Origin of the sequence: Roseateles sp., from assembly GCF_039595295.1 — a bacterium.
GTDB lineage: Bacteria > Pseudomonadota > Gammaproteobacteria > Burkholderiales > Burkholderiaceae_C > Roseateles.
On sequence record NZ_JBCNLU010000067.1, the window covers coordinates 1 to 12,020 of the forward strand.

Annotated in this window: 11 protein-coding genes; 2 read left to right on the forward strand and 9 right to left on the reverse strand. The window is 69.1% G+C overall.

The window, feature by feature from the left end:
- A partial coding sequence (locus ABDW59_RS23805) for a hypothetical protein (RefSeq protein WP_343633833.1) occupies positions 1-289 on the reverse strand: 289 nt, incomplete at its 3' end.
- Positions 290-545: 256 nt separating this feature from the next.
- Here ABDW59_RS23805 and ABDW59_RS23810 point away from each other — a divergent pair.
- On the forward strand, positions 546-1,055 hold the full coding sequence (locus ABDW59_RS23810; protein WP_343633854.1) for a DUF3455 domain-containing protein: 510 nt from the start codon (positions 546-548) through the stop codon (positions 1,053-1,055).
- 33 nt (positions 1,056-1,088) lie between these two features.
- On the opposite strand, the gene ABDW59_RS23815 is transcribed toward ABDW59_RS23810, so the two are convergent.
- From ABDW59_RS23815 to ABDW59_RS23850, 8 genes are all read right to left on the reverse strand, one after another.
- Entirely contained in the window at positions 1,089-2,261 is a 1,173-nt protein-coding gene (locus ABDW59_RS23815; RefSeq protein ID WP_343633835.1) for a cytochrome c peroxidase, read from the reverse strand.
- An 11-nt stretch (positions 2,262-2,272) separates the two neighbouring features.
- Positions 2,273-5,206 (reverse strand): hypothetical protein, encoded by a 2,934-nt coding sequence (locus ABDW59_RS23820; RefSeq protein ID WP_343633837.1) that lies wholly within the window; start codon positions 5,204-5,206, stop codon positions 2,273-2,275.
- Positions 5,207-5,334: 128 nt separating this feature from the next.
- Positions 5,335-6,282 carry a DUF4880 domain-containing protein gene (locus ABDW59_RS23825; protein ID WP_343633839.1) on the reverse strand — a complete coding sequence of 316 codons (948 nt, stop codon included), beginning with the start codon at positions 6,280-6,282 and terminating at the stop codon, positions 5,335-5,337.
- Positions 6,264-6,752 carry a sigma-70 family RNA polymerase sigma factor gene (locus tag ABDW59_RS23830; RefSeq protein WP_343633841.1) on the reverse strand — a complete coding sequence of 163 codons (489 nt, stop codon included), beginning with the start codon at positions 6,750-6,752 and terminating at the stop codon, positions 6,264-6,266. The genes ABDW59_RS23825 and ABDW59_RS23830 overlap by 19 nt, the downstream gene beginning before the upstream one ends.
- 205 nt (positions 6,753-6,957) lie before the next feature.
- Entirely contained in the window at positions 6,958-7,320 is a 363-nt protein-coding gene (locus ABDW59_RS23835) for a hypothetical protein (RefSeq protein WP_343633843.1), read from the reverse strand.
- A gap of 45 nt (positions 7,321-7,365) precedes the next feature.
- Positions 7,366-7,866 carry a DoxX family protein gene (locus ABDW59_RS23840; protein WP_343633845.1) on the reverse strand — a complete coding sequence of 167 codons (501 nt, stop codon included), beginning with the start codon at positions 7,864-7,866 and terminating at the stop codon, positions 7,366-7,368.
- Positions 7,867-7,970: 104 nt separating this feature from the next.
- Positions 7,971-9,701, reverse strand: coding sequence for a ubiquinone-dependent pyruvate dehydrogenase (gene poxB / locus ABDW59_RS23845; protein ID WP_343633847.1), 1,731 nt, complete (start codon positions 9,699-9,701; stop codon positions 7,971-7,973).
- Between the two features lie 134 nt (positions 9,702-9,835).
- Positions 9,836-10,867: a LysR family transcriptional regulator gene (locus ABDW59_RS23850; protein ID WP_343633850.1), complete on the reverse strand. Its 1,032-nt coding sequence runs from the start codon at positions 10,865-10,867 to the stop codon at positions 9,836-9,838.
- Between the two features lie 300 nt (positions 10,868-11,167).
- Between ABDW59_RS23850 and ABDW59_RS23855 the strand changes: the two genes are divergently transcribed.
- A partial coding sequence (locus ABDW59_RS23855) for an aldehyde dehydrogenase family protein (protein WP_343633852.1) occupies positions 11,168-12,020 on the forward strand: 853 nt, incomplete at its 3' end.

A 12,020-nucleotide genomic window follows, 5' to 3' on the forward strand; every position in this document is an offset into this window, starting at 1 on the left:
GCTTGTCCAGCGAGAGCTTGACGATGTCCTGCCGCGCGATCGAGACCGTCTCCTTCGCGCTGATCAGCGACAGCGCCTCCGGTCCGATCTCGATGGCCTCCCACACGCTGCGCGCGGACACGGCCCATAGCGACAAGCCGATCAGCGGTACGGACACGCCCAGCACGACCAGCACGGAATGTCCGCGCCACAGCGCGTAGATGACGAAGGCGACGATGGGCAGCAGCAGGCGGATCGCCATGGCTTTCTGGCTGCGACCCGAGGGCGTCGCGGAGATTCGATGGGTCATTGCAGAGGAGACGTCAGGCAAGACTCCGCATTACAACGTAATTCGATCGGGCCTTCCCCGCCCCGCCGCCACGCTGAATCGCGACCCGCAGATCCAAATCGCGCCGTGCTGCGTACAACAACCCGGGCGCGGCCGACCGGCCCTGCTCATCCCCCAACCCCGAGGAGCTGCGATGAACACGAAGTCCCCCCGCTCGAAGTCCTGGCTGACGCTGTTGGCACCCGTGGCGCCGGTCGTCCTGCTGGGCGCGTGCGCCATGTCCGGCAACTCGGGCGGGACCGCCCAGCCGCCCTTCTCTCAGGCGGGCCTGCCCGCCGCGGTGCAGGTGCCCGACGGGCACAAGGTGGTGATGGAGACCGTGGGCGTGGGCAAGATCACCTATGAATGCCGCGCCAAGAAGGACGCCGCGGGACAGTTCGAATGGGCCTTCGTCGGACCTGACGCGATGCTCATGGACCGCCAGCGGCAGACCGTGGGCAAGTACTACGGCCCGCCCGCGACCTGGGAATCGCGCGATGGCTCCAAGCTCACCGGCACGCAGGTCGCGGTCGCCCCCGCCATGGCGGGCAACATTCCGCTTCAACTGGTCAAGGCCAACCCGGCCATGGGCACCGGCGCCATGCAGGGCGTCAGCCACATTCAGCGTGTCGCCACGCAAGGCGGCGTCGCGCCGCAAGCGCCCTGCGACGCCGCGGCCATGGGACAGAAGCAGGTCGTGAACTATCAAGCCGACTACATCTTCTGGGCCCCGGTCGCGATGCGCTGAACGCCGGTCCGAGGGCCCTCCCCTGGTGGCGCTTCACAGCGTGTTGAGGAAGGCCTCCAGGTCCTTCATGTCCTGCAGGCTCAGCCTCAGCGGCTTGATCAGCGGCGACGGCGGCGGGATCTCCGCCTGCTTGGGATGGCCCTTGGGTGGCTGCGGCATGCCCGTGTTGTAGAGCTCCAGCACGCCATGCAGATTCGGCGTGATGCCTTGATGGAAATACGGCGCGGTCTTGCCGATGCCGCGCAGCGACGGCGTGCGGAACGCGCCGAGGTCCTCCGCCTTGCCCGTCACCACGATGCGCCCGCGATCCTCCTGCCGGCGGCCGATGAAGCTCATGCCGATCTGGTGGAACTCGTGCTGCGTCAGCTGCGGCCCGCTGTGGCAATTCATGCAGCGCGCCTGCGTGCGGAACAGATGCAGCCCGCGCAGCTCCTGCTCGCTGAAGACCTCGCGCTTGCCCTCGATGAAATCGTCGTAGCGCGAGCGTGGCGCCTCGATGCGGCGCTCGAAGGCGGCCAGCGCCTGCCCCAGCCGCTGCAGCGTCACGCCGCCCTCGCCGAAGACCGCGTCGAAGCGCTTGGCGTAGTCGGTCTCGTCGCGTAAGCGCTTCTGCAGCACGTCCAGATCCATCGCCATCTCGATGGGATTGGCGATCGGCAGCAGCGCCTGCGATTCGAGATCGGCTGCCCGCCCGTCCCACATCAGCTTGGGCGCGAAGGCGATGCCGAAGAGATGCGGCGTGTGACGCGGGCCGATCGCGCCGCCGTGGCCCAGCGGCAGCCGGCGCGCATCGGCGAAGCCCAGGTGTGGCAGGTGGCAGCTCGCGCAGCTCACATCGCGATCACGCGAGAGCCGGCGATCGAAGAACAGCTGCTCGCCCAGCGCGACCAGCTCGGCCTTCTGAGCCGGGAGCGGCGGCAGCGGCGATCGCGGCGCGAGCTCCTCCCACTTCACGCCGGCGTCGATGCGCGGCGCCGGCCATTGCGCGATCGAGCCTCGATAGACCGTCGTCACGCAGCGCTTGTAGGCCGCGGTCGCTGCGGCATCCGCCTCGCCCTCCGCGCGCGGGGCCTCGAGCAGGCGCTTGCATGTGGTCAGCGTCTCGGTGGTCTTGGCGCGAGTCCCCTCGCCCGCCACCGACGTCTGTGCGCCGCAGGTCGACGCCACGAATGCGGCCGCCCAGGCGGCCCTCCGAATCCATCGCATGGTCTTGATCCTCAGAAGTCGTAACCGGCTTCGAGCGCCACGGTGCGGCCGCGCTCATACGACGCATAGGTGCTGGCCACCGTCGTCATGTTCTTGCGATTGGTGATGTTCTCGATCGTCAGCTTGATCGAGAGCCGCTGATCCGCGCGGATGCGCGGCTCCCACTGGATCACCGTGTCCACCGCGAAGGAGCGCGGCAGCGACACGCGCTCATACATGTCCACCGACGCGCCCTGATAGGTCGTGGTGCCGGTCTTGAGCATCTGCTGGTAGCTGCCGCGCAGGCGCAGCATGTTGCTCACCGTCAGCTGGCGCGAGGGCATGGTGCTGATCGCGCCCACGCGCAGCGTCCACGGGCGGTTGTAGTTGTCGGCGGGCCGGTCCGAGTAATGGATGAAGCGGCCGTCGTACTGGATGATGCTGTCGTCCAGCGCAGTGGCGCCGAAGGGATCCGCATAGCTCGCGACGTTGGAGCGGGTGTCGCTCTTGTTGACCGCCAACCACATGCGCGTCACCACCGGGCCGGTCTTGAAGGCCTGCGCGTTGGACCAGCTCAGCGTCCAGTCCTTGGTCGTGCTGCGGCCGTCGTTGGTGTAGACGTAGCACTGGCTGGCGTTGCACTCGGTCTGCTTGGTGATCGTGCGCTTGACCACCTGATCCTTGCCCTCGCGATGCGTGAAGCGCAGCGTCAGCGGGCCGTTCATCCAGGCCGGCTCCACCGTGACGCCGGCGCTGAGCTCGTCGTCATGCGGCGTCTTCATGGACTCCAGCCGGTTGGCCGGCTTGGACTGCTCGGGTGCGCCCCAGGTCAGCGTGCCGTTGCGGGTCTGCACCGCCAGCAGCGTGTTGATCTTCTCCTGCAGCGCGTAGGCGAAGAGGCTGCGGCCGTAGTAGCGGTTCGCGCCGACGTCCAGCGCCAGTGCGTCCTGCGGCGCCCAGGTCAGCGCCAGACGCGGCGACGTGTTGGTCGTCTGGGTCAGCGATTCGTGGTCCGCGCGCAGGCCGGCGCGCAGGGTGAATTGGCGCCACGAGGCCTCGTCCTCGACGAACGCGGACCAGGCGTCGGACTGCATGTCGAAGCGGCCGGCCTGATAGGTCTGCAGGCGCCGGAAGTACTGGCCCTTGCCCTGCTTCAGCGTCGGCGTGGCGGAGCAGGCCTCGGTGTCCACGCTGCCGTCGGCGAACTGGCAGCGCGAGATCGCGCCCGTGGTCGGCAGGTCCGCGACGGTCAGGTAGTAGAAGTGATCCCGCATGCGCTCGTAGCTCGCGTCCTGCCGGCGCAGCTCCAGGCCGGCGACGACGCGATGCGTGGTGCTGCCCAGCGTCGTCTTCTTCAAGGCCGACTTCAGCTTGTAGCCGACGGTGCGCAGCTTCTGATCGACGTCGCCGCGCGCGCCCTCGCCGCTGGTGGGATTGGTGCCGTTGTCCGGGTCGCCCCAGTTCTTGTCGGTGGACCAGCGCCATTGGCGATAGACGTCCGCGTCGCTGCGGCGCGACTGCTCGTTCGTCCCAAAGGACAGCTGATGCGTGACCGTGCCGAAGTCGAAGGCCGTCTCCCAGCGGCCCGCCAGGTTCAGGCCGCCGGTGCGGATCGTGTAGTCGCTGTCGCGGTAGTTCTCCATGAAGTAGGTGTTGTCGGAGGGCGCGTAGACCAGCGACAGATCGGCCTTGTGCACGCCGCCCGCGGGCGCGTAATCGGTCTTGAGCACCAGCATGTCCTGCGTGCGGCGCTGCGTGACCTCGCGGCTCTCGCTGGTGCCGGCGTTGGTCGAGCTGAAGCGCTTGAGTGGGATGTCGGATTCGCGCCGGGTGACGCTGGCCAGCACGCCCCATTCCGCCGAGGGACGACCCTCGACGGTGGCCTTGTAGGTCCGCTTCTGGAAGCGCGGCTGCAGGTCGGCGGTGGAGGAGTTCTCGAACTCGTCCAGGCGCGCGGGGTCGATGAACACGTGGGTCCAGGCCGACGAGGTGTAGCCCACCGACACGTTGCCGCCGAGCTTCTTGCGCGCGTTGCAGATGCGCGCCTCCACCACGCCGCCGGTGAAGCGGCCGTACTCGGCGGAGACGTTGGCGTCGCGCACGCCGACCTCGCACAGGATGCTGCTGTCGATCGCCAGCGACTGCGACGCGCCCGGAATCATGTCGACGCTGGTGGTCGTGACCTTGTTGCCGGGGTCCAGGTCGTTCATCAAGGACACGCCGTCCAGCAGGATCTCGTTCTGATACGGCTTGGAGCCGTGGATGGAGATCTCCGCCGGGGCGATCTCGCCGCCGGTGTAGGACGAGAGCTGACTTTCGTCGAACTGCACATTGGGATTGATCTTGAGCTGGCTGGTGAAGTCGCCGTTGACCGCGGCAAGCGTGCGCAGCATGGTCTTGTCCAGCGTGTTCACCGTGCCGGGCGCGGCGCCGCTGACGGCCACCATCGGCAGCGCGCGCGTGGCCGCGGCCGAGGGCTGGTCCGTGAGCGCGATGCCCTTGGCGCCTGGTTTGGCGGCGGCCGCGCCGCGCGCGGGATCGGCGCGACGCCGGATCAGGTAGCCGCCGGACGGCGTGGGCACGGCTTCGAGCTCGGTGTCGGCCAGCAGCGCGGCGAAGCCGGCTTTCAGCTCATAGCGGCCGACCAGTCCGCGCGACTTCAGTCCGCCCAGCTGCGCCGCGTCGAAGACCAGCACCACGCCCGCCTCCGCCGCATAGCGGCTCAGCGCCTGGCTGAGCGGCGACGGGGCGATGTCGTACTGGCGGGCCTCGGCGGACGAGGTGCCCGCCGAGGTGGCCGCCGCAGCGGCGCCGGACGACGATGCGGCCGGTGTCGCGGCTCGCGCGGCCTGCACGGACAGCACGACGGCCGCGCCCAGCAGCGCGACGACGAGCGGGCGGATACGAACGGTGGCGGGCGGGGACGGCAGGCAGGACGCGGACGCGATCGGACGACGAGGATTCATGGTGTTGGTGAATCGTTGACCCCGGTGGGCCGGACGAGCCGCGCAAAAGGACAATGCCCGCCGTCACGGGCGGGCGATAAACGCACGGCTTGCAAGTCGCGCTTGTCGCGGAGTCGCGCGGGGCGCGCTCAGCGCGCGCTCAGGTGCCAGGCCTTGCCTCGCGGCTCCAGGCGCAGGCGGTGCTGCTCGGCCAGGGTGGCCAGCGAGCGGCGCGGATCGCGCGCCAGGAAGCTGCCCGACACGCGCAGCGCGCCGATGGCGGGATCGCAGCTCAGGGGGACGCCGGACTGGATCTGCAGCGCCTGGAGGAACTCCGCCAGCGGCTGATCCATGGCCTGCACGACGCCGCGAGTCCAGGCGTCCTCGCTGCCATCGGCGGTGACGGGGATGCCGGGCACCTGCGCGCTGAAGCGCAGCCGCTGCCCTTCGGACACGCGCAGCGGGAACTTGGAGCCGGTGCTCAGCACCTCGACCGCGTGTTCCTGCACGGCGACCAGCGTGTCGCGCGCCGATTGCACGACGGTGAAGCGCGTGCCCATCGGCCGAATCCAGCCGTCGCGCGCGAGCACACGCAGCGGCCGCCCCTGCGAATCAACGCCGGTGCTCAGCCGCATGGCGCCTTGCGCGAGATGCAGCGTGCGCTCGCGGCGTCCGTAGGCGATGCCGACGCGGGTCTGCGGTCCCAGCAGCAGCTGTCCGCCGTCAGGGAGATGGAGTTCGCGCTGCTCGCCAGCGGCGGTGGCGACCCAATCGATCGGCACCGGCGCGAGCCACGGCATCACCGCGTAAGCGCCCGCCGCCAGCCCCACCACGCCCACGCCGGCGAGCACGCCGCGCCGCGTCGTGAGGCGCGAGTGGCCGACGCGCTCCAGCGCCGCCGAGCCGCGTTGCGGCGCCTGACCGAGCAGATCCTTCAAGCGCTCGACGCGCTGCCACGCATCGCGATGCTCGACGGCCTGGTCGTACCAGACCTGCCAGGCGGCGCGGTCGTCGGCGGTGCATTGGCCGTCGCCCAGCCGGACGTACCAGTCCGCGGCGGCGCGCAGCGAGTCGTGGTTCACAGCAGCAGCAGACACTGGAACACCGCCTTCTGCAGGTATTTCTTGACGCTGCTGACGCTCACGCCCAGGTGCTCAGCGATGCGCGCCTGATCCCAGCCCTCGAGCTGCGCGAGCAGGAAGGCCTGACGCGGCTTGGTGCCCAGGCCGTCGAGCATCTTGTCGAGCGTGAGCAGGGTTTCGACGATCAGCGCGTGGTCCTCGGGCGAGGGGTGGAACTCCAGCGGCAGGGCCGCGAGCTCCTCGAGATAGGCGCGTTCCAGGTCTTGCCGGCGGAAGTGGTCGACCAGAAGGCCGCGGGCGATGGTCGCGAGATAGGGGCGCGGTTGCGCGATGGGGGGCGGCTTGTCGCCGGCCTGGAGCAGGCGCAGAAAGGTGTCGTGGGCGAAGTCGGCGGCGCGGTCCGAGCCCTCGCCCAGACGACGGCGCAGCCACTGCGTCAGCCAGGAGCGGTGCTCCCGGTACAGGCCTTCATGCGTGAGCTCCACTCCCTCTCTCCTGCCTCTCGGGCCCGATGCGGCCCGCGTTCCCCAAAACGACGTCGACGACGAAAACGGCGGCCCGAAGGGTAGCGCCAAAAAGCGATGACGAGACCGCTGGCTGATGACAACGAGGCAGTGGCGGGGCCGAGTACGGCGCGGATTCTACGGGAGTTGTTGGGAATTGTTCTCAACGAGGAGTTGAGCGGCTCGTCTAGGCGGCGCAGTGATTCGCGTCCTTGGAGCTGCTTTCGTTGAGCCTGGGACTGGAGAGCACCACGCGCTCGCCGTCGGAGGTCCAGGAGATCTTGAAGGTGGCGGAGGAGCCGTTCGGGTACTTGATGTCCACCTTCTTGAAGCTCGAGAGACCGCCGATCGCCCCGCCATAGGTGGTCATGAAGGCGTCCGATGCGGCCTGGTAGTCCTCCCGGCTGTCCGACAGGAGCGTCACGCCCGGCGTGACGACCTGGGGGCATTGCGCCAGTTTGGTCTGACTGCCCGACGAGCCGTCCCAATCCTCCGAGCAGCCCGCCACCGCGAGCGATAGAACAGAAACGGAAAGGATCTCTCGCAGCACGGCCACTCCCTCTTGACGGTGATTTTGTCGAGCAGGGAATCTACATCAGGGTCGCGAGGAGACGGCCCCTCCTGAATGGGGAAGGGTTTCCACGGCGAAGCGTCCTCCCCCCGTCACGCACAACAACAGCAGTCCCCCCGCGATGCTCAGGTTCTTGAAGAACCCGATCTCGGCGAGGAATCGCTCGCTGCCTGACAGCTGCCAGAAGTGATGCCCGAGCAGCGCGGTGGCCACGCAGTACACCGCCATCAGCGCCGCGAGCGGTCGCGTGAACAGCCCCAGCGCGATGGCCAAGCCAGCGCCGACCTCCACCACGATCGCCACCACCGTCGCCAGCGGCGGCTGCGGCACGCCCATCTGGCGGAACAGCGCCACCGTGTCGCCGTAGCCGGTCAGCTTGTCCCAGCCGAAGATCAGGAACAGCAGCATCAGCAGCACGCGCGCCACCAGGATCGTCAGATCCTGCAAGCGCGAGAACGAAGCCGGATCGACACCGACACGCGTGTCGAAGGGAGGCTGGCGCGAAGAAGAAGCGCGGGAGTTCATGTCGAGTCATTGAGAGCGAAGCACAGCCGCGATTGGCGGCGTGGCGGTGGGCGGCGTGGCCGGGATCGGCGACGACCAGACAAGCACGGGGCGGAGCCGCATGCTCATTCCCACAAGTTGGTGGCGGCCAGATCGAGGATCTCGTCGCCCTGGCCGTTCATCACCGCCTTGAGCATGTAGAGCGAGAAGCCTTTGGCCATCTCCACCGTGATGGCCGGCGGCATGGCCAGCTCGTTGCGCGCCACCACCGCGTCCACCAGCGCCGGCCCGTCATGCGCGAGCGCCTCGGCGATGACGCTCTCCACCTTCGCCGGATCCTCCAGCCGGATCGCGTGCACGCCCGCCGCGCGCGCGATCGCGGCGAAGTCGGGGTTGTCCAGTCGCGTCCCCGTGCCCAGCACGCCGGTCGCCTTCTGCTCCATCTCGACGAAGCCGAGCGCGCCGTTGTTGAAGACCACGACCTTCACCGGCAGCCCCAGCTGTGCCAGGCTGAGGAAGTCCCCCATCAGCATCGAGAAGCCGCCGTCGCCCGACATCGAGATGACCTGCCGCCCCGGGAAGGCCGCCTGCGCGCCGATCGCCTGCGCCATCGCATTGGCCATCGAGCCATGCCAGAACGAGCCGATCAGCCGGCGCTTGCCGTTCATCGCGAGGTATCGCGCGCCCCACACGGTCGGCAGCCCGACGTCGCAGGTGAAGACCGCGTCATCCGATGCCGCGTCGCTGATCGCCTTGGCCACCTGCTGCGGATGGATCACGCGGGCGGCCGGGCCGGCGACGGCAAGACTGTCCAGTTGCCGCCGCGCCTTGCGGTAGTGCTCGACGCTGCGGCGCAGATGGCGGTCGTCGCTCGACGATTCGAGCAAGGGCAGCAACGCGCGCAGCGTCGCGCCGACATCGCCGATCAGGCCCAGGTCCAGCCCCACGCGACGGCCGAGCTGCGCGGCGCGGAGGTCGATCTGCACGATCTTCACCGCCCGGTCCGACGGGTAGAACTGCCGATATGGGAAGTCCGTCCCCAGCATCAGCAGCAGATCGCAGTCCTGCATCGCGTGATGCCCCGACGTGAACCCGATCAGCCCCGTCATGCCGACGTCGAAGGGGTTGTCGTACGCCACATGCTCCTTGCCGCGCAGCGCGTGCACGATGGGCGCCTTCAATCGATCGGCGGTCTCGACCAGCGCCGCATGCGCGCCGGCGCAGCCCGAGCCGCACAGCAGCGTCACGCGCTCCGCCTCGTTGAGCATCGCGGCGAGTCGCGTCAAATCCTGCGGCGACGGCGTCACCACCGGCGTCGGCGTGACCAGGCTGCGCGTCGCATGCGCGTCCTTGGCGGCGGGCTGCAGGGCCACGTCGCCGGGGATCACCAACACCGACACGCCGCGCTTGCCCACCGCCTCGCGCAGCGCGATCTCCAACACGCGCGGCAGCTGCTGCGCGTCGGAGACCAGCTCCGCGTAATGCGCGCATTCGCGGAACAGGCTCTCCGGATGCGTGGCCTGGAAGTAGTCGGTGCCGATCTCCGCCGACGGGATGTGCGCGGCGATCGCCAGCACCGGCACGCGCGAGCGGTGGCAGTCGAACAGCCCGTTGATCAGGTGAAGATTGCCCGGCCCGCAGCTGCCGGCGCAGACCGCGATGTCGCCGGTCAGATGCGCCTCGGCGCCGGCGGCGAAGGCGGCGACTTCCTCGTGGCGGACATGGATCCACTCGATGCCGCCGTGGCGGCGCAGCGCCTCGGTCAGACCGTTGAGGCTGTCGCCCACGATCCCGAAGATCCGCTTCACCCCGGCCGCGGCCAGGGTCTCGACCAGTTGATCGGCGACTGTCTTCATCGTTCACATCCTCTTGCGCGTGGCGCGTTGCGGCAGCGACGCTGCCGTGGTTTCGATAGCGGAAAGATAGGCAGCGCGCCCTCGCTCTGGAAGCTGCGCGCTCGGCATATGGGCTCGTACGCCGCGTATGAGGGTCAGGCCTTGACCAGCGCCGCATCGGCGATCGCCGAGCTGCTCGGCGCGTCGCCTGACGCTTCGGGCGATACCTCGCGTGGCGTCTCGCGTGGCGCTTCTCGATCTCGGAGCGCCATGTCCGGGTCCCGCGCCAACAGCTCGCCGATGTAATCGATGACCACGCGCGTGCGCGGCGGCAGGCTGCGCTTGGACGGGTAGACCGCGTAAAGCGGAAAACGCCGCGTCGGATAGTCCGGCATCAGCTGCCGCAAGCGCCCCGCGCGGATGTCCTCGGCCACCAGCAGGTGTGAGATGTGCGCGATGCCCTGCCCCGCCAGCGCCGCCTGATGCGCCGCCACCGCGTTGTTCGTGTGGACCCGACCGCACACCGCCGTCGCCAGTTCACCGCCCTGACCGCTCGGCACGCGCGGCCCGGCCGCATCGTCGAACCACCACACCTTGTCGTGGGCGCGGCGGTGATAAACGATGCAGGCGTGCCGCTCTAGCTCGCTCGGATGTCGGGGTTCCCCGTGGCGATCGAGGTACTCGGGCGAGGCCACCACATGGGCCAGCGCCCACCCGACCTGCCGCGCCACCATCGAGCAGTCGACCAGCGGCCCCAGCCGGATCTCCAGATCCAGCCCTTCCTCGATCAGGTGGCTCGCGCCGTCGCGCAGCACCAGGTCGATGCTGAGCTCGTCATGCCGGTCCATCAGCGGCGCCAGACGCGCGCCCAGGTACACGCCCAGTGGCGTAGGCACCGCGACGCGCACCGTGCCGACGGCCTTGCCGCGACGCGCGCCCACCGCGTGCTGCAGTCTGTCGGCCTCGTCCACCAGACGCTGCGCGGCGCCCAGGAACTCGCGGCCCTCGTCGGTCAGCGTCACCGCCTGCGTGCTGCGCTGGACCAAGCGCGTGCCCAAATGCTCTTCGAGCGCGCTGACCTGGCGCGAGATCGCCGGCTGGGTGACGCCGCGCTCATGGGCGACGGCGGAGAAGGAGCCCGTCTGCGCGACCCGCAGGAACGACTTGAGCGAGGCGATCAGATCCATGGCGACAGAGCGGCGGCGAGCGACGGCATTGGCGATTGAGACGCACCGAGGCTAGCGCGACCGCCCGCGATGCGCGCCCGGCGTTGGGCATACGCCGTTCGGGAGAGGACGCGCCGCCCTCTCCCATTCGGGATTCATACGCCGCGGCATAGCGGATATGAGCGCCGACGGCGTTCCACGACGGGGCCTCGATTTCTAGAGTCCGCATCAGCGATCGACGCCGGCCCCAAGGCCCCGCGCCCACTCCGGCCGATCTCCTCGACCTTCCCAACCTCTCCCTGACTCCCACAAGGACTCGACATGACGAAGCTGATGCGCAACTACGTGAACGGCGAATGGATCACCACCGGCCGCACCTTCCCGACCATTCATCCGGTCGACGGCACCCATGTCGCCGACGTGTCCGAGGCCGACAAGGACACCGTCGATCAAGCCGTGAAGGCCGCCCGCGCCGCGATGAACGGCGCCTGGGGCCGCCTGTCCGCCGCCGAGCGCTCGGACCTGCTGCACAAGGTCGCCGACGGCATCGAGGCCCGCTTCGACGAATTCCTCGAGGCCGAGGTCGCGGACACCGGCCACTCCTACCCGCATGCCCGCGCCATCGACATCCCGCGCGGCGCGGCCAATTTCCGCATCTTCGCGGACCTGATCAAGGCCTATCCCAACGAGGCCTACGAGATGACCGCGCCCGACGGCGGCGCCGTCCTCAACTACTCGCATCGCCGGCCGCTGGGCGTGGTCGCGGTGATCGCGCCCTGGGACCTGCCGCTCCTGCTGCTCAGCTGGAAGATTGCTCCGGCCATGGCCGCCGGCAACGCTGTCATCGCCAAGCCCTCGGAGGAGACGCCTGCCACCGCCACCCTGCTGGCCGAGGTGATGGCCGAGGCCGGCGTGCCGCCCGGCGCCTTCAACCTGATCCACGGCTTCGGCCCCAACTCGGCGGGCGAGTTCCTGACCACCCACCCCGGCATCGACGGCATCACCTTCACCGGTGAAAGCCACACCGGCACCATCATCATGAAAGCCGCGGCGGAGCGGGTGAAGCCCGTGTCCTTCGAGCTCGGCGGCAAGAACCCCGGCATCGTCTTCGCCGATTGCGACTTCGACGCGGCGGTGGACGGCATCGCCAAGGCGACCTTCTCCAACGGTGGCC